The 18,159-nt window shown below is 57.5% G+C and carries 16 protein-coding genes and 1 tRNA gene; 9 read left to right on the top strand and 8 right to left on the bottom strand.

Translation table 11 applies throughout. From position 1 onward, the window contains the following. Positions 1–15 precede the first annotated feature (15 nt). Complete coding sequence (locus tag FNU76_RS17280) at positions 16–606, bottom strand: malonic semialdehyde reductase (protein ID WP_144279340.1); 591 nt, start codon at positions 604–606, stop codon at positions 16–18. A 169-nt stretch (positions 607–775) separates the two neighbouring features. After that, positions 776–1,462: a Bax inhibitor-1/YccA family protein gene (locus FNU76_RS17275; protein ID WP_144279339.1), complete on the bottom strand. Its 687-nt coding sequence runs from the start codon at positions 1,460–1,462 to the stop codon at positions 776–778. Positions 1,463–1,636: 174 nt separating this feature from the next. Between FNU76_RS17275 and FNU76_RS17270 the strand changes: the two genes are divergently transcribed. From FNU76_RS17270 to FNU76_RS17255, 4 genes are all read left to right on the top strand, one after another. Next, positions 1,637–1,726, top strand: a tRNA-Ser gene (locus tag FNU76_RS17270). Positions 1,727–2,236: 510 nt separating this feature from the next. Continuing rightward, positions 2,237–2,500 carry a hypothetical protein gene (locus FNU76_RS17265; protein ID WP_144279338.1) on the top strand — a complete coding sequence of 88 codons (264 nt, stop codon included), beginning with the start codon at positions 2,237–2,239 and terminating at the stop codon, positions 2,498–2,500. Positions 2,501–2,614: 114 nt separating this feature from the next. After that, on the top strand, positions 2,615–2,923 hold the full coding sequence (locus FNU76_RS17260; RefSeq protein ID WP_144279337.1) for a hypothetical protein: 309 nt from the start codon (positions 2,615–2,617) through the stop codon (positions 2,921–2,923). Between the two features lie 456 nt (positions 2,924–3,379). Continuing rightward, a complete protein-coding gene (locus FNU76_RS17255) occupies positions 3,380–5,941 on the top strand; it encodes a hypothetical protein (protein WP_144279336.1) in 2,562 nt (853 codons plus the stop codon). Positions 5,942–6,019: 78 nt separating this feature from the next. Here the strand turns inward: FNU76_RS17255 and FNU76_RS17250 are convergent, their stop codons facing one another. After that, complete coding sequence (locus FNU76_RS17250) at positions 6,020–6,481, bottom strand: PDDEXK nuclease domain-containing protein (protein ID WP_308418567.1); 462 nt, start codon at positions 6,479–6,481, stop codon at positions 6,020–6,022. Between the two features lie 840 nt (positions 6,482–7,321). On the opposite strand from FNU76_RS17250, the gene FNU76_RS17240 reads away from it, so the two are divergent. Both FNU76_RS17240 and FNU76_RS17235 read left to right on the top strand, forming a co-directional pair. Next, positions 7,322–10,522: a hypothetical protein gene (locus tag FNU76_RS17240; RefSeq protein ID WP_144279335.1), complete on the top strand. Its 3,201-nt coding sequence runs from the start codon at positions 7,322–7,324 to the stop codon at positions 10,520–10,522. 185 nt (positions 10,523–10,707) lie between these two features. Next, the gene (locus tag FNU76_RS17235; RefSeq protein ID WP_144279334.1) at positions 10,708–12,636 is read left to right on the top strand and encodes a type IV secretory system conjugative DNA transfer family protein; all 1,929 of its coding nucleotides are present in this window, start codon (positions 10,708–10,710) and stop codon (positions 12,634–12,636) included. Here the strand turns inward: FNU76_RS17235 and FNU76_RS17230 are convergent. Genes FNU76_RS17230 through FNU76_RS17215 form a run of 4 tightly spaced genes read right to left on the bottom strand, consistent with a single transcriptional unit; the run spans position 12,633 to position 15,826 of the window. Beyond that, complete coding sequence (locus FNU76_RS17230; RefSeq protein ID WP_223879070.1) at positions 12,633–13,043, bottom strand: type II toxin-antitoxin system VapC family toxin; 411 nt, start codon at positions 13,041–13,043, stop codon at positions 12,633–12,635. The genes FNU76_RS17235 and FNU76_RS17230 overlap by 4 nt on opposite strands. Further along, on the bottom strand, positions 13,043–13,348 hold the full coding sequence (gene vapB / locus FNU76_RS17225) for a type II toxin-antitoxin system VapB family antitoxin (protein WP_308418566.1): 306 nt from the start codon (positions 13,346–13,348) through the stop codon (positions 13,043–13,045). Before vapB ends, FNU76_RS17230 begins: the two co-directional genes overlap by 1 nt. Before the next feature lie 43 nt (positions 13,349–13,391). Next, complete coding sequence (locus FNU76_RS17220) at positions 13,392–15,596, bottom strand: OsmC domain/YcaO domain-containing protein (RefSeq protein ID WP_144279332.1); 2,205 nt, start codon at positions 15,594–15,596, stop codon at positions 13,392–13,394. Between the two features lie 44 nt (positions 15,597–15,640). Then, positions 15,641–15,826, bottom strand: coding sequence for an IS3 family transposase (locus FNU76_RS17215; RefSeq protein ID WP_144279331.1), 186 nt, complete (start codon positions 15,824–15,826; stop codon positions 15,641–15,643). Positions 15,827–15,950: 124 nt separating this feature from the next. Here FNU76_RS17215 and FNU76_RS17210 point away from each other — a divergent pair, with 124 nt between their 5' ends. From FNU76_RS17210 to FNU76_RS17200, 3 genes are read left to right on the top strand one after another with little or no spacing between them, the layout of a single operon-like run. Then, entirely contained in the window at positions 15,951–16,427 is a 477-nt protein-coding gene (locus tag FNU76_RS17210) for a helix-turn-helix domain-containing protein (RefSeq protein WP_144279330.1), read from the top strand. Further along, positions 16,424–16,855, top strand: a complete 432-nt coding sequence (locus FNU76_RS17205) for a VOC family protein (RefSeq protein ID WP_144279329.1) — start codon at positions 16,424–16,426, stop codon at positions 16,853–16,855. Before FNU76_RS17210 ends, FNU76_RS17205 begins: the two co-directional genes overlap by 4 nt. Continuing rightward, complete coding sequence (locus tag FNU76_RS17200) at positions 16,852–17,070, top strand: hypothetical protein (RefSeq protein WP_144279328.1); 219 nt, start codon at positions 16,852–16,854, stop codon at positions 17,068–17,070. The genes FNU76_RS17205 and FNU76_RS17200 overlap by 4 nt, the downstream gene beginning before the upstream one ends. Before the next feature lie 63 nt (positions 17,071–17,133). On the opposite strand, the gene FNU76_RS17195 is transcribed toward FNU76_RS17200, so the two are convergent. After that, positions 17,134–18,093 carry a ribonuclease Z gene (locus FNU76_RS17195; RefSeq protein ID WP_144279327.1) on the bottom strand — a complete coding sequence of 320 codons (960 nt, stop codon included), beginning with the start codon at positions 18,091–18,093 and terminating at the stop codon, positions 17,134–17,136. Between the last annotated feature and the right edge of the window lie 66 nt (positions 18,094–18,159).

Here is an 18,159-nt window from a genome sequence, read left to right as displayed (position 1 = left end):
ATCTCATAAGGCGGTTCACTCTATGCGGCAAGCTTCCTCGAAGGCCAGCCGCGGGCTGCGTGGATACAGACCCTCAGCCGTACCGTAGCCGAGATTGATCAAAAAGTTCGACTTGATGCTGCTACCGGCGAAGAAGGCGGCGTCCACCTTGGCGTTATCGAAACCGGACATGGGACCGCAATCCAACCCCAGGGAGCGGGCCGCCATCATCAGGTAAGCGCCCTGCAGGCTGCCGTTGCGGAAAGCCGTGGTCTGGATCAGCGCATCGTTGCCGGCAAACCAGCTGCGGGCATCGGCGTGGGGGAACAGCTTGGGCAGCTGTTCGGCGAATTCCAGGTCATACGCCACGATCACATTGACCGGCGCCGCAATGGTCTTGGCCAGGTTGCCTTCGGACAGCGCCGGCCGGAGTTTTTCCTTGGCCGCCGCCGACTTCACGAATACAAAGCGGGCCGGCGAAGAATTCGCGCTGGTCGGCCCCCACTTGAGCAGGTCGTACAGCGCCTGCAAAGTGGCATCGTCCACGGCGCGGTCAGAAAAAGAATTGTAGGTACGCGCCTCGACGAACAACTGGTCGAGCGCAGCGGTGGCAAGTGGCGATTTCATATGCGGCATCCCTGCGGGAATTATAGACCGGGCCAAGCATAGCCGCCCGTCCAGGCGATTGCCAGCGGCCTGGGGGCGGGCGCCACCGCGATTTGACGTCGGTACGAAACAAAAACGCCACGGGGGTTAACCGTGGCGTTTCGTTTGCCCTATCGAGCTTGCCCGATAGTTATTCTTTTTCACCCGTAAAGATCATCAGCAGATTCAACAAGCTGACGAACAGGTTGTAGATGTCCAGGTAAAGCTGCAGCGTGGCCGTGATGTAGTTGGTCTGGCCGCCCTGCACGATCTGGCTCACGTCATAGAGGATGTAGGCCGAGAAGATCAGCGTACCGACCACCGAAATGGCCATGGTCAACGCCGGTATGGCCAGGAAGATATTGGCCACCGCCGCCAGCAGCATGACGATCAGTCCGACGAAGAGGAAATTGCCCAGGAAGGAAAAATCCCGCTTGCTGACAGTAGCCACGGTCGCCAGCGTGGCGAAGATCGCCGCCGTGCCGCCCGCCGCCATGGCGATCATCTGGCCGCCATTGCTGAAGTGCAGGGCAACTTGCAGGAACTGCGACAGCCATAGGCCCATGAAGCCGGTGAAGGCCAGCAGGATCGCCACGCCCACAGGGCTGTTCTTGGTCCGCTCGATAGCGAAGAACGCGCCGATGCTGACGCCCAGGAACAGCAGCAAGCCTATCCAGCCGCGCACCATGAACTGCATGGACATGCCGATCCAGGCACCCAGTGCCGTGGGGACCATGGACAGTGCCAGCAACATATAAGTATTGCGCAGCACCTTGTGACGACCGACGGCAAGGTCCATCCCTTTGTCATAGGTCGCGGATTGCCATTGGGTTTGCATAAGGAACTCCTTTAAAAAACTGTTTGTCTCAGAGGGTGAGATTAAGGCAATCCCGCAAAGTTGCAAGCGTTGTGAGCGAAGGCATGGTCAAATTGCAGCGGTTGCGGTAGCATCCCTGCCTCTTTCGAAGCCCCTACCCGCGCGCAAGGCGTGAAATCGGGGGAAGTAGTAGCTGGAAGCGTGGCCGAGTGGTTTAAGGCAGCGGTCTTGAAAACCGCCGTAGGTGTGAGCCTACCGTGAGTTCGAATCTCACCGCTTCCGCCAATAATCAAGGGCTTAGCGAAATTTTTTGTGACGGGAAACCATAAATTTTCCGCTGCGGAAGGGTTATGCTTCCTTTTTGGGTTTAACTACCCTCGATTTCTTACAAGTCCCGTAAGAATCTGCACTTCCAGCCCTCTTCCTGTCAGTCCCGCATAAGCCGAAAAGCCAGGCTGCACAATGGTTTCAGCGACCCGACGCAAGGTCACGCCTCCGCATTCGTATCAGCCAACCGGATGGCAACTTTATGCTTCGCTTTTTACAAAACGGCAGCTTTATGATTCCGCGAATTCGCACCTGGAACCATAAAGTTGCCGCTTCAGGCGTGAAGTGGAACCATATGGGAAGCATAAAGTTGCCATCGTGGGCTTGGGTACAATCGGCCACATACGCTGTCCGCAGCCAGCCCTACTCTCGCGACACATATACCCTATGCGACCTGCCCCACAGTTCACAGCAAGACTGGAGTTTCATTTCAAGGAACACACAGCCCCGGAATGGAGGCGGTGGTTTATGTTTGGAGAAGACGTTCATCGCCGCGTCCCCATGGCGATGGACGGAGTCGATAGCCTGAATACAATCTTCATGTGGGCCAAGGCGCCATCAACATTTCACGCAGGGGAATCGACGGTTGTCGATTGCGTTGTCATTGCGCCGGAACTGTATGTGTCAACAGTTTGGCCCGGCGTGACCTTTGAGCTTTGGGACGGCGGATTTTTCGCTACAGGCACTGTCCTTGAGCGTTTTGACGATGCCTGGCCAAGGAAAGTCGTATGAATGCGCCAATGCCACACTTGACCGAGATTTTCGCCGACTGCAAGTACCTGTACCTGGACCACTACACCCACTTTTTTCGACAAGGAGTACAGAGCGAACATAGCGCAATTCGTCGTGGTAGCTGTCGCGGTGGATTCAGATCCCCTGGAGAATGAAAAATTCAGGAAGGTCAACGACAAGTGCGGTAGTTATACAAACATGCTGACGGGTGAAAAGGTGAAGTACCTTGGATTTGCGCTAGCGTTTGATCCCGCAGTCATCGAGTTTGCTGACGACGAGACCGTTCGGCAGCTGTGGTGTGCCGCGTTATTAGAGCGCTTGGATAACCCGAGCATACGCATTCCCAAGGCCTTCGACTACGAGCGGTTTGCCTCTGATATGCGCATAGCCCTGGAAATTTACTCCAAGGCTTCCTTCGCCTGATACGGCGATAGCGACCGCTCAAGCCAGCGTACCCCGCACCCGCATGAGGCTCTGCCGACTGGCCCGTGAAATTTGGTGAGGCGGCTGATTTTTAGGTACCGTCGGGTAAGTTGACAGTTCCAATCAACGGCGCCTCTCCCGCAAACCCACGCCCCGTCTTGCACAGCAGCATTTTTCAGTGCATTTGCTCGATATCTAAATAATAGCAAGCACTTGCATTCATTTGCCCGCCTCAGGTAAAGTCGCGCCCTTTTGCCGGCGACCGGTCTAATCCGTCGCCCGCCCCCTCCCACCAACCCGCCGCCGCTCGCGGCCGGTCCTGGTTCTGCACAACTCCCGATTTGATGAGGAACGCAGGCCATTCGCCTGCGCCACTGCCATGCGCACGACTGTCGCCCGCTTTCTGCTGTTTAGTTTTCGCCAGCATTACAGATCTATCGCTAGCGCATTCTCCCTGTGTCTCGTTTTTTTCCTCGTTGCCTGTGGTGGCGGAAGTGCCTCCGATGGCGGGAGCAGCGTACCACCGCCTGTAACACCCCCCCGGTAGAGGCCAGGCTGACAACAATTAACCTGCGAAGCGATGCTGGCGATGCGATTGGCCTGGGGCAAAACTATGCCTACAGCCTGACCAATGCAAAAATCTCGGTGACCAGTGAACGCAATCGGCTGGTTGTCCAAGTAGAAGGTGATGAAGCCTGGACTGGTGTATTCCAGACCGGCGGCACCGAGCAAACTCAACTCAAACCCGGCATGGTTGCCGACGTCCCTCGATATGAAGATGGTATGGACTGGGGCAAAAGCGGTCTCACCTGGTTCGGCGAGGGGAGAGCGTGCTTCAGTTCATACGGTTGGTTCAGTATTGATAGCGTGAAATATGCCGGTGCGCGACTTAGCGAAATCAAGATTCGCTTTGAGCGGCACTGCGATGGTGCTGCCGCAGCCCTGCATGGTGAAATCACCTTCTACGCTGACGATCTGAGCAAGCCGCCGCAACCAGTGACACCGGCACCAGCCTCGCTCTGGCGCCCCCCCGCTGAGGTGGCCAACAGTACCGGCAACTATGCCTATTTTGAGAGCGACGACGGCGACTATGTTGGCCTGGGCAAGACCTATCGCTATGATCAGCGCAATGCCGGTATTACAGTCTCTGGCGATGTCACTAACATGGTCATTGCCATTCAGGGGAGCGAAGTCTGGTCGGCCGAATTGCGGGGAATGACCGGCTCATATACTTTGCAACCCGGTTACTATCCAGGCGTACACGGCTCGCGTTTCCACAACCCGGTCAAGGGCGGCTTAAGCTGGACTGGCGTTGGACGGGGCTGTAGCAGGTCCACAGGATGGTTTGTCGTCGATTCAGTGGCGTTCGACCCGACGAGTACTAACCTGGTGTCGGCGATCGATCTGCGTTTCGAACAGCACTGTGAGGGACGCACTGCCGCGCTACGCGGTGTAGTTCATTGGAAGAATCCTGCCCTGACACCACTTCCACCTGTCGCGGGCAATACCGCAGTGGGCTCTTGGCGGGCGCCAGCGGCAGCATTGCCGGCCAGCGGAAATTATCTCTACATGCAGAGTGATATCGGCGAGACTCTGGGAAAAGGTCTGATCGACCTGCAAACCAGTGCGACCGCCAAATTTGGCGTTGATGTGCAAAGCGGTCGCCTGACATTCAGTGTGCACGGAAGCCGCTACTGGAATGGCAGCCTGAACCTCAAGCCAGGTCAAACCCGATTTCTTGCAGGGGACCACGCCAATCTCAACGGTGGCGCATTTACCGTTTCACTTGGCAGCTACGGGCAATTCTCGCCGCAAGCATGGGTTGTTATCGACAGCATCAGCTATGTCGACGGTAAAGTGGTAGCACTCGATTTGCGTTTTGAAGAATTCGGTGGCGGCAACGATAGCGGGCTGCTGCATGGCCAGTTGCATTGGAGGGCAGATCAACCGGACAACTTTGCTGGACCGGCACCGCTTGCTCCGTCGCTGTTCTGGCGTCCAGCGTCGAACGCTACGCCCAGCGCCGGTAATTATATTTACCTGGTGCGTGACCGCAGCGACTTTCTCGGTGATCAGCCTTCCTATCTTTACACAGTGTTGAATAGCTTGATCACCGTCACTGCCGCCGGTAACGCAGTCACCGTGAGCGTGAGCGGTGACGAGCTTTGGAATGGACGCTTTGAGACGATGGCCAATTCGAGCCAGATTCAGGCCGGTTACTACGCAGGTATCACTACGTCTTCAAGCCCTGCGCGCGGAAGTTTCAGCTGGGGTGGCAATGGGCGTGGTTGCAACGAGGCCACGTCGGGAATAGTTGTCGACAAGGCGACTTATGTTGGTGGTCAGCTTGTCGAATTGCGTATGCGTTTTGAGCAGCACTGCGGAAACGAGCCTGGTGCGATGCGGGGCGAAATTCGATGGTTGGCGAACGATACGCAGCAGCCGGCGGGACCAGCCGCAATTCCTGCTGGTTTATGGCGCGCGCCGACAGGCGCTCTGCCAACCAGCGGCAGTTATTTGTATGTAGCGTCCGACTTGGGTGACCCGATTGGCCAAGGCAAGACTGCGCTGATGACCGACAAAGACACCCAGTTCTTTGCCAGCACGTCTACGCCTATGAACAATGATGCTTATTTCCGTTTATCTGCAGATTCCAGTAAGACGGATGTGGGCGATTGGCGTGGCGAATTCCAGTCCATGATAGGGCAGAACAAGTTCCAGACAGGCTTCTATGACCAGGTGGCTCGCATCCCTTTCCAGAATCGGGCGTTCGGGGGCTTGACGTGGTCCGCCAATGGTGCAGGCTGCAATAAATCGATCGGCTGGTTTGTGGTTGATAAGGTGGTCTATGTGGGTGACACTTTGACGACCCTGCATGCTCGGTTTGAGCAGCACTGTGACTATGTAGCGCCGGCGTTGCATGGCGAGCTACATTGGGAAGCTTCACCTTCCGCACCTGCAATGGCGCAGGGGGTGAACGTATTGAGCGAGACGGCGACACGGAAAAAAATGAGGTAGAAACCGATCGCTTTATGAGAGCTTCCGCATTCGGGCTTTGATGTGAACTCGAGCGATTAGGCGATGGCATGTTCGGCTTTACGCCGATACAGCAATGGTGAAGCTGAGCGAGGAGTCCAAGACAAGAAATGCGAGTTCAGCAGACAAGGGCTTGGTAACTTTATGGTTCCAGCCCTTGGAAATTTTATGGTTCCCGTCATATTTTGTGTGACGGGAACCATAAATTTTCCGCTGCGGAAGGGTTAGCTTCAAATCGATGATGACCAGACAGCGCAAGCGGCGGTGGAAAAACAGCAGATCGACGCGGAACCAGCTTTCGCCGATGCGTAGGCGGCGTTGGCGGCGTTGGCGGCCAACAAAAGCGAAATCACCGCCCAATTCGAGCAGGAAGTCTTCCAGCCGGTGGATCAGCGCGTCTTCCAGTTGCGATTCGGAATATTCGTCCTTGAGGTTGAGGAACTCCAGAACATAGGGATCCTTGATCGCTTCGTCTGGAGAAACGAGATCACCAGCTTCGGGTTGGCTGCCTTTTTCCAGCATGACACGTTTGTTTTTTGACAGCAGGGCGCGGGTGTGGGACTGGCTGCCGATCCAGCTGGCGCACGCTCCAGCCGTCGCGCAGGGCTTCGGCTTCGTAGAACTCGCATTCCTCGGCTGAGCGGGTGCGGCCCTGCCGGTGGATCGTGTCGGCGAGGCGGAGGACCTCGCGCAAACTTACGTCCATTTGATGACCAATCGCTATGCCACGGGGCAAACCATCATCGTGGACGGTAGTGGCGTGCTGGCCTGATAGTCATACCTCTCGATAATTTCAACTGCTCGGCACCTTCCTCGCCGGAACCGGCGAGGCGGGAGCGTTGTTCATGCTCCTTAAAAGGTATAGGATGCCGCGCCAGGCAAATAGCCGCCAATCCCTTTAGGCATGCGCCTTTCAGGCTGATTGAAGTCCACCGCCATGGTCGGCCGACATCGCCTTATGGCCGAGTACCCGATAGCTGATTGCCCCCCATGGCTGCACCACGAAAACCCAGGATATGGCAGGTCACGACGCGAAAGGCCGCGCCGGCTTCGGCGATCAAGTGAACGACCCATCCCTGCGCATCGCCTTCTGTCGGCCCGCATTCCACCTGTTACCGCCCAGGGCTTGGGCATTGCAGCCTCTCGTCGCTGTATCGACAAGCTGGCCGGCGGCGCAACGCGAAATCCGGCCCAGCCCGGCATTCTCCCAAGCAAACGCAACCCGCTCATCGTCACCATGCACGAGGACATTCATCGTCCAGACCAACACGCCTACCGAATCGAAACGACACGCGCAGCACCACATAGAAGAACGCCCCGCCGGTGCGGGAGCGTAAATAGGAATGGAATAGGAACGACGCAATGCCGAACCAATACGACGCCGTACAATTGGAATCGCTTCTCAAGGAAATCATCGACGAGCGCCGGCCGCCGGAGGTGCAGAAGAATCAGGTCCAAGACCAGACTCAGAGCCAGGACCGCCCCAACGCCAAGAATCGCACCCCATGGTTCGGCCTGGACGACGACCAGTTAAAGGAATATACCAACCGGGTCTCCGAACAGCTTGGCGTCATTCAGGATATCGACCTGACTATCGCCAAGTCTGTCGCCGCCGAAAGCGAGGAAGCCGAAGGCCTGAATATCACCAAGCGGCGTGAGTACATCCAATCCTTGGTCGGTAAACTGGAAAGCTCCTCTGAACCGCTGTCGGCGGCTGAGCAAGTTTATCTGGCCGAACGGCACAGCGAGCTGGGCCACCTGAAGGAACTGCAAGAACGTTTTACCGAGTCGGAGCAGCACAGCAAAGCCGAGCGAAAAGACACCGAACTGAATCAGCCGAATATGAAGTTCAGCGGTCTCTCGATGGGCGACACCGATAAGGTGCGGGTCTATATGGCCGTGGTCGCCCCAACCGATGAGGGAAGCAGGTTCAAGGATTTAAAGCTGCAAAACGGTCAAGTCGCGGCGCTATCCGACCAACTTTGGATCGGTGTGGGTACACCCTACAAGGCATTGGCTTGGCTGCAAAAGTATCAGCTCGACAACAACCGGGGCAATGCGGAAGCCCGCAAAGAGGACCGTGTTCCCGTGATACGGTCGATCGAGGTGAACCGGCAATTCGTCGAGGAATGGCTGGAAAAAGCCGTGCCCGAAGGCGGCAAGAGCCATGAAGAGGACAATGGTTCGCAGCAGCCGCAGTTGATGTACGTAGATGTCAAAACGCCGAACCAGTTCGGCCTGAAAACCAGCGTCGCAACCTTCACCTCGAACAGGGGAGGCCCGATGGTGCTAAAGAATGTGGAAGGTCAGCAAAGCAAACTGCTCAAGTCGCTGCTCGACCACGCCGATCCTAAATCGCTCGAAACCATTTCCTTCAAGCATAACCTGCATTTGCGCAATACCGCTGTCGATGGAACGCATGTCGACCTCAATAAGTTCATGGAGAATTTGGGCTATCGCGCCAACCAGGACGGCCCCGCCGTTCGCTTGCTGGGCAAAGATGCCACGATTTTCCATACCAAGAGTGACAAGAGCTGGGGTTTCAGCACGCATAGCGAGCAGATGGTGAAGGTCCATCGAATGAATTCATTCTTCGATGCACTCCAGCAAACGGCTGGGCGTTCCCAGGTACTCTCCCACACACGCCAAACATCCGACAGCGCGTCCAGTCTGGGTTACGACAGCGACAGCGGCCGCAGCAGCTTAGACGGGTCCACCAGCTCGCGAGACAGCGACAGCGAGTCGGTGCGCTCGCATGCCAGCAGCACGGAAGATTGGACGAAAATACCCGTGGGTAAGGTACTGGGGCAGTTCGAGAGAAGCATACTGAAGCAGCAGCTTGCGGAGCTGCTGGAAGTCAACCATCTCACGCCTGGCGCCCTGGTGACACCGGCGCCCAGCCTGACATCCCACGAACAACGCGACAAGCACGGCAACAACCAGGTTCGCGCTTTGGTGGAGAGCGCCATCGCCTATCAGATCATGGGTGATGCTTCGCTCGACAGGAAGGAAATCACCGCGAGCCTGAAGAAACGCATCCTCCAGGAGGATACGGAAGAATTTAAGAAAAGGTTTGACAAATGGGTCAACGGCCAAGCCGAGCTGGTCAAGAAACAAAGCAAGCCGGCAGCTGAACTCGAGGATAAAGAGGTGGATGGGTGGCTCGATAAGGATGGCAAGCTGCGCTACCCTCTGCTTGAACCGGCGCAGATAGCCACGGCCTTGACGAACTATCTCCGCAACGAGTGTGGTTACGAGAAGGCAGGGAAGACGGTAGATGAGTGGCTTACATCGCTAGAGAAGTTGGATGAGATCGAAAAAGCATTGAACAAAGGTAAAGCGGCTGGCACCGACGTGGGCCAGATACTTGAAGAAGTTGACAGAAGACAAAAGAAAGTTGAAGAAACCACCGCGAACATCGAGCGCTTGGGCTCGACCTTGCGGGACAACGTCCATACGTCGCTCATGGCCGAAAAGCTGCTACAGAACAAGATGATCCAGAACGACCTGCTTGCACTGAAGGGCGTGGGCAATGAAATCAATGCGAAGGTGCTGTTTGAGGAGCTCGAGAACTTCGCCAATGCGAAAGACGATAAATCGATGCGCGTCGGCGGCAATCTATTCTGCCATTGTCTGCGCATCGTGGCGCAGGACATCAATGAGGGAAAAAAGATCGACCTGAAATTCGAGCCGCATCCTGAAATGACGCCCCAGGGCCAGAAGACGCCCGAACTCATCGTCAATAATCGCGAGGAGAGAATCGACTACAGCGCCTTGCTCAACCAGACAGCGCAAGCCAACGGGCTCCCTTTCGACAAGATGCGCAGCAGCGCGGCCTTCACGCCGGCCTTCACGGAGGGCAACAAGATTGCTTCGAACTATATGGGCGAGCGCGACCTGCCATTCACGGGCGGCATATCGGGTACGACGCGAGACATCATCCAGGCCCTTCCCGCCCTGGAAACCGCAGGCGGCCAAGCGCTAAGCGACAAGGCGAGAAAGAGCCTTATCCTGATCAACGCGGCTTTCATGGTCGAAAACCAGTACCACTCCATGTTCGAGGCGCTCTACCCGGCCGCACGCCGCGACATCGGCGGCGTAGGCAATGAATTGCTGGCGGAATTCGACAAGGGGCACGCCCGCGACTCCAATACCGCACTCTACCAGCGCGCCTTGCAAACCATGACTGGCAGCAACGATATCTGGCGCGGCGCCATGGAACAGTTGGACAAGAAGCTGGGGCAGGCCATCGAACCTGCCGTGGTCAAGCAAGGCGACGTGACCATTCCGAAACACACTGGAGGAAAGCTATTCAAGGTGGACGAGGTTCGGTATGACGAAGGCGTAGTCATCTGCTCTTACGACCCCGCTCAATCCAGGGTGGATAAAGCTTACGCACCCATTCGCGATTTCGGCTCGTCTCCCAAAGTGACCGAAAAGAACGGCCACGGACATGTAGTCTATCCATATAGCCAAGACTTAAGGGATGGGCGCATGCGTACCAAAGAAGAAAAGGACCAAGTCCCGACGCTCAAACAATCCAAGGCCGTCAAGCGCGGGTAGGCAGAAGCGCGCCGGCGTACGATCGAGTGCGCCGGCAGGGCTTTCATCAATCGAACGCTATCGTGTAGCCTGACGCCCGGCGCCAGCCAGGGCGACCAAGTCACAGGTGCTACAACCCACGCCAGCATGCAATCCTTTCGCCGCCGCTGAGGCACTTCTTCCTTCGTCCGCACCGGAATACCCATATGGACTCGCAGCAACCCGTCTCGACCCCGCTTTACACCGTACCCACCAATCAGCATAGCCCCAGCGCCATTTTGTGGCGCAACGTGGGCGGCGGTGTATTCCTGGCCCTACTGCTGATGATGGCGTGTACCCAATATCTCGCCTACACGTTCGGCTATCAGGCTGCCTTGGGTGAACCAATCATCGCCTTGGGCAGCTTCAAGCTGTTTACGCCGACCGATGGCCTGCAGTGGTGGCTGATGTGGCGGCACTTCGACAACGACACCGTACAGCACGGCTTTATGGTGGCGGCGTTCGCGTTCGTCCTTGGTTGCGCCGCCATCGCCGTTTTCATCGCCTACCGCACGCAAAAGGCCAATGCGCTACAGGAAAGGTCCGGCGAGCACCTGCATGGATCGGCACATTGGGCAACGCAGGATGAAGTCAAGCGCACAGGCTTGGTCGGTGTTGGCGCAGGCGTCTACATCGGCGCCTGGAAGGAGCCCAAGCAAGGGACCATCCATTACTTGCGGCACGATGGCCCCGAACACATCATGGCGTTTGCGCCGACGCGATCCGGCAAAGGGGTGGGACTGGTGCTGCCGACGTTGCTGTCGTGGGAGCACAGCGCGTTGATCTACGACATCAAAGGCGAGAACTGGGCGCTCACTGCCGGTTGGCGCCAGCAGGAGGCGGGCAACCGTGTGCTGAAATTCGAACCGACCGCCATGGATGGGTCGAGCGCCCATTTCAACCCGCTTGCCGAGGTACGCCTGGGCACCGATCGGGAGGTCGCCGACGTACAGAACATCATGACCATGGTGGCCGACCCGGACGGCAAAGGCTTGCAGGACCATTGGCAAAAAACCAGCTGGGCATTGCTGGTCGGCGTAGCGCTGCACGTGCTGTACTCGGGACAGAACAAAACGCTGAGCGGTATCGTTGAGTTGCTGTGCAATCCCGACCGCAGCGTGTCCGATACGCTGACGTACATGCTCAATACCGACCATGATATGGAGGGCGTCCGTGGCTGGAAAGACGAGCACGGCGAGCCAAGCTACGTCCACCCGGTGGTGGCATCCACCGTGCGCGACATGATGAACAAGGCGGAAGAGGAAATGTCCGGCGTGCTTTCCACGGCGGTCTCCCTGCTGACGCTTTACCGCGATCCCATCGTCGTACGCAATACTTCCCGCAGCGATTTCCGCATCTCGGACCTGATGAACGACGACAAGCCCGTTTCGCTCTACCTGGTGGTGCCGCCGTCCGACAAGGATCGCCTGCGGCCGTTGATCCGCCTGATCATCAACCAGATCGTGCGCTCGTTGACGGAAAAAATGGAGTTCAAGGACGGCCGTAGCGTAGCCAGCTACAAACACCGCCTGCTGCTGCTGCTCGACGAGTTTCCCAGCCTGGGCAAACTGGACGTATTCGAGGAGTCGCTGGCGTTCATCGCAGGCTATGGCATAAAGGCTTACCTGATCATCCAGGATATTTCCCAGCTATGGACCGCTTACGGCAAGGATGAAAGCATTTTTTCCAACTGCCACGTACGCATCGCGTATGCGCCCAACAAGATCGAAACCGCTGAATTACTGTCGAAAATGGCGGGCACCGCCACGATCGTCAAGCAATCGCATTCCTATTCCGGCAGCAAGTACGGCTCGCTATCGAACGTGTCGTCCTCTACGCAGGAAACCCAGCGCCCGCTGCTGACGCCCGACGAAGTCATGCGCTTGCCCGCCGCCAAGAAAGACGCCAAGGGCAACGTCGTCGAGGCGGGGGACATGCTGATCTTCATGGCAGGGCAGACGCCTATCTACGGCAAGCAGATTCTCTACTTTCTGGACCCCACCTTCATCGCACGAGCCAAGCTGCCGGCACCGGCGAAGAGTGACGTGATCTCTACCACGGCAAGCCAGGCGGAGGACCTCTCGGTTTCCGCCTAGTGAACCCAGTTTTCGACTGTCAACCCTTGCACACGGTTGAATTCACGAAAATTGTTCGTTACCAGGACGCAATCGCTGGCAATAGCATGCCCAGCAATAGCGGTATCGTTCTCCCCTATCGGCGTGCCTACCGCCGCAAGCTGCTGTTTGACGACTACCGTGGCATCCACGGCCTGTTGATCCCAGGGAAGGATGCCGTCGATACGTCGTACAAATTCATCGACCAGCTCGGCATGCTTTGGGGAGACCTTCTTGCCGATTTGCCCAAAACGCATTTCGGCATAGGTGATGGCCGAAATCACGATCCGGTTTTGGCGACTCACTTCGTTAGCCAAACGCTGCAAGACCGATTCAGGTCGCTCACGCATGATGTAGGAACAAATACAGGTATCGAGCATGAACGTCATCACAGCCCGAACCTGCCTTCGTCACTGACCACCGGGGTACGTTCCTGTAAGAAATCCTCATCAGCCTTCGGCAAGGTGGCAAAGGATTCCCAGCTGGGTCGGACCGGTCGAAGGGTGATGGTGTCGCCTGTTTTGACAATCTCCAGCTCTTTAACGCCTTCGAATTCCATGTTCTTTGGCAGGCGTACCGCCTGGTTCTTACCGTTTATGAAGATGGAGACCGTTTGCATTTGAACCTCGCTAAAGCACATGCGTGACATCCGCAATGATACGCCGCCCACAGACATATGCAAGGCATATGCCAAGGCAGCCTCCCTGATGCAAGCCCAATCGCGTCGATCCTGACAGCTAGCCGGATAAAGCCGCCCCCCTGCCCCGCGCAACGTGCAGTTTCTTGTAGCTGTCGATCAGGCGCTCGTGCCGCTCCAGCCCCTCCAGCTTCATGCTCGTCGGCGTCAAGCCGAAGAAGCGCACGCTACCATCCACCGATCCGAGTGCCGCGTCCATCCGTGGGTTGCCAAACATCCGGCGGAAATTGACCACGTAATCGTCCAGTTCCAGCTCGTCGTCCAGCAGCACCTCCAACACCACGTTCAGGGCTTGGTAAAACAATCCGCGCTCGACCGTGTTGTCGTTGTACTGCAGGAACGCACCCACCAGCTCTTGCGCCACCTCGAACTGCTGCAGGGCGAGATTGATCAGCAGCTTCAACTCCAGAACCGTGAGCTGCCCCCAGTCGGTGTTCTCGTCGAATTCGATGCCGATCAAGGTGGCGATATCGGCATATTCGTCGAGCTCATTGTTCTCCAGGCGATCCAGCAATGCTGCCAGGCTGGCATCGTCCAGACGATGCAGGTTCAGGATATCGGCGCGAAACAACAGCGCCTTGTTGGTGTTATCCCAAACCAGGTCCTCTACCGGATAGACCTCCGAATAGCCCGGCACCAGAATGCGGCAAGCGATGGCGCCCAACTGTTCATACACCGCCATGTAGGACTCTTTGCCCAAGTCTTGGAGAATGCCGAACAAGGTCGCCGCTTCTTCGGCATTGGAGTTTTCACCCTGGCCGGAAAAATCCCACTCCACGAAATCGAAATCCGCTTTGGCACTGAAAAAGCGCCACGAAACGATGCCGCTGGAATCGATGAAGTGTTCGACGAAGTTATTCGGCTCAGTCACCGCGTTGCTTTCGAAGGTGGGCCGAGGTAGATCGTTCAGGCCTTCAAAACTGCGGCCCTGCAGCAGTTCCGTGAGACTGCGTTCCAGCGCCACCTCAAAGCTTGGGTGCGCACCGAACGAGGCAAACACACCGCCCGTGCGTGGGTTCATCAAGGTGACGCACATCAAGGGGTATACCCCGCCCAGCGATGCATCCTTCACCAGCACGGGAAAGCCCTGCTCCTCCAGGCCCTGGATGCCGGCCAGGATGCCGGGGTATTTCGCCAGGACTTCCTGCGGCACATCAGGCAGGGCGATTTCACCTTCCAGAATTTCGCGCTTGACTGCCCGCTCGAAGATTTCCGACAGGCATTGCACCTGCGCTTCGGCCAGTGTGTTGCCGGCGCTCATGCCATTGCTGACGAACAGGTTCTCGATCAGGTTTGACGGGAAGTACACCACCTCGCCGTCCGACTGGCGCACATACGGCAGCGAACAGATACCGCGCTCCACGTTGCCGGAGTTGGTGTCGTACAGATGCGAGCCCAGCAGCTCGCCATCGGGGTTGTAAATCTCCCGGCAGTATTCGTCGAGAATTTCGGCCGGCAGTGCATCCTTGGGGCCAGGCTTGAACCAACGCTCGGTGGGGTAATGGACAAACGCCGCGTTGGCGATATCTTCGCCCCAGTACGCACCGGCATAGAAGTGGTTGTTGCTGATCCGCTCGATATACTCGCCCAACGCCGACGCCAAGGCACTTTCCTTGGTCGACCCCTTGCCATTGGTAAAACACATGGGCGAGTGCGCATCGCGAATATGCAGCGACCACACATTGGGAACGATATTTCGCCACGAAGCGATTTCAATCTTGATGCCCAGGCCCGCCAAGATCCCCGACATATTGGCGATGGTCTGCTCCAGTGGCAGATCCTTGCCCGCGATATAGGTGCGCGCATCGGCGTCCGGGTTCAGTGTCAGCAAGGCCTGGGCATCGGCATCCAGGTTGTCCACCTCTTCGATCACGAACTCGGGCCCGGCTTGCACCACTTTCTTCACCGTGCAACGGTCGATGGAACGCAAGATACCTTCGCGGTCCTTGGCGGAGATATCCGCCGGCAACTCGACCTGGATCTTGAAAATCTGCTGGTAACGGTTCTCAGGATCAACAATATTGTTCTGCGACAGGCGGATATTTTCGGTAGGAATACTGCGGGTGTCGCAGTACAGCTTCACGAAATAGGCCGCACACAAAGCCGATGAGGCCAGAAAGTAATCGAATGGGCCCGGCGCCGAGCCATCGCCCTTGTAGCGGATAGGCTGATCGGCCACGACCGTAAAGTCATCGAACTTGGCTTCAAGACGAAGCTTGTCGAGAAAATTGACCTTGATTTCCATGGGAGAACTCCAGAATTGCGCTCAAAATGATGGTCTGACCCGGCCTACTGCAACACCGGCTCAAGCGCTGGTTGGCGCTGCTCGAATGCCGTTGGGGTCAGATGCCCTAAGGCAGAATGGCGGCGATGATGATCGTAAAGCCGGATGTAATCAAACTGAGCTGTTTCAACGACCCCATGAACAGCAAAGACATTCTTGGCGAGGTCGATTCCGCTAGTGATAATAGCCATGGACCTCCCCTTTCGATGATCTCGATGCAGCGTGGAAACGCCATCGTGGCGCCTCGGTGCCCTTGCGGCTTCTCCGCTCATCCGGGACGAGGAAGTCCCTTTTTTTCCTTAGGCGCGAGGAAGTATGAGCCAGAGCCCAGAACTATTGCGACGGTTGTTGCGTGCGAAAGATCGGATGGATGGCGCACCCCATGAGGAATGGCCGATTCCCCGACTGGCGCAAGTGAGCGCTGTTTCGGAGGCGCACTTTGCGCGCTCGTTCAAGGACGCTTTCGGCATCCCTCCGCACCGCTACCTGCTCACACGCCGTATCGAGCGCGCCGTTGCGCTACTTCGCGACACCGATCTACCCATTACGGAGATCGCGTTCCAGACCGGCTGGAAGAGCCTTGGCACCTTTGGGCGCATTTTTCGCGACATCACTGGCGAAGCCCCGGGAAATCTTCGTACACGTGAACAGTCCGTGTCGCACGAAAGAGCGCACGTACCGGAGTGCATCGTGCGCGCCACCAACCGGCCAGACCTCAAGATCGCAGTTTCGGAGAAGCGACGAATGGAGACAGTTGAGAGAATCGAGCCTCAATCAACGGAGGCTATATGACTCAAGGTGTGAATGTGGTCGGTCTGTACGTGCGGGACCAGGACGAGGCGCTTGCGTTCTACGTCGGAAAACTCGGTTTCGGTGTCCACACGGATATTCGCAACGGTGATTACCGCTGGCTCACGGTACAGTGCCTGGAACAGCCATCGTTCCAGCTTGGCTTGTTCAAGCCGGGCCCGCCGGTACATGACGCAGCGACGGCGCAGACCCTGTGTGAAGTCGTGGCCAAGGGTGCCATGCCACCGTTGGTGCTCGTGGTGGATGACTGCCGTGCCGCCTACGAACGGCTGAAGCGGAATGGCGTGGAGTTCACACAGGAGCCTGTAGAACGGTACGGTGCGGTGGACGCGGGCTTTCGTGATCCGTCCGGTAACGGATGGAAGATGGTTGAAGCCAAGCCCAACTCATCGTCGCAGAGCGCGAAATGAACTGGAGCCTTTGGATTCGGCAAAGCCACCGCTGGCTTTCCATGGCTTTCACGCTCACCGTCATCGCTAATTTCGCGTACAGGGCGGTATCCGGCGAGCCTCCGTCGTGGCTGACCTACTCACCGTTGCCGCCGCTCTTTCTTCTGTTGTTTTCCGGCCTGTACCTGTTTGCGCTTCCATACACCGCAAAAGGGCGCAGCAGAGTACGCGTCTAACACGTCAATCCAGCGGATGGCCTGGCCATCCTGCCTTTGACCTTTGGTGGGGTGTTTGCGGCGCTAGGACTCCACCCGCTTCAACTCCCCTGCCCTATCCAGCCGGTACCGTGCGAAATCCTCGGCCAGCAGCAGCTTGCCGCGGTAATGGGCGGCAGCTTCGGCGCGGATGTCGCCAATGGAGGGAGAGCGCGTGGTGTCGGACTGATAGCGCGCGCTGAAGTGCGTGAGTACCAAATTGGGCAATTCGGCCGACTGCGCGAAGGCGGCGACGGCGGCAGCCGTGCTATGGCCTACATCGCCGGCCTTGCTGCCCACCTCTTCGGTATAGGTGGCTTCGTGCACCAGTACTTGCGCCCTATTGCAGGCGGTCGCCAGCAGGCTCGGCGTATCGTTGTCGCCGCCTACGACGATGCGCCTGGGCGCATGCGGATGGTGGAGGAAATCTGCGCTTTTGAGTGTCTGCCCGCCAAACACAACATCCAGGCCCTTCCTGAGCTGCCCCCACAGTGGGCCGGCCGGTACGCCCAAGGCAGCCAGGCGATCGGTGTCCAGGCTTGGCGCCTGATTGGTTTCCGTGAACACGTAGGCATAGGAAGGCACACGATGCGAGAGCGGCACCGCCTCCACCTGGAGCTTGTTGCCCGACCAGGCGGCGCATGTCTCGACGGCGACGAAATTCAACTCGTAAGGCAGATAGAGCTCGCTGAAAGCCCTCGTGGCTGCGATCCAGCCTTCCAGGGCGGCAGGAGCGACAAGGGTGAGCGGGCGCTTCCGGCCCAGCATGGCAGCGCTGGCCAGCAGGCCCGGCAAGCCATAGCTATGGTCGCCATGCACGTGGGTGATAAAGATGGCAACCAGATCGTTTACCGATAGCGACGTATGCAAGAGCTGATGCTGGGTGGCCTCGCCGCAATCGACGAGATACCACGCACTGCCTGACTCTTCGAGCACGGCGAGGCCGGTGACGTTGCGCTGCTTGGTGGGAACCCCTGAAGAGGTTCCGAGAAAGAGAAGGTCCATGGCAAAAATGCTGCGGTTAAATACTGGCGGCAAGCATACCGCCTGCAAGTCATCCTGGCCGCAGGA

Source organism: Chitinimonas arctica, assembly GCF_007431345.1.
Lineage (GTDB): Bacteria > Pseudomonadota > Gammaproteobacteria > Burkholderiales > Chitinimonadaceae > Chitinimonas > Chitinimonas arctica.
The sequence above is the reverse complement of the archived record's forward strand: the minus strand, read 5'-3'. Positions and strand labels throughout refer to the sequence as shown.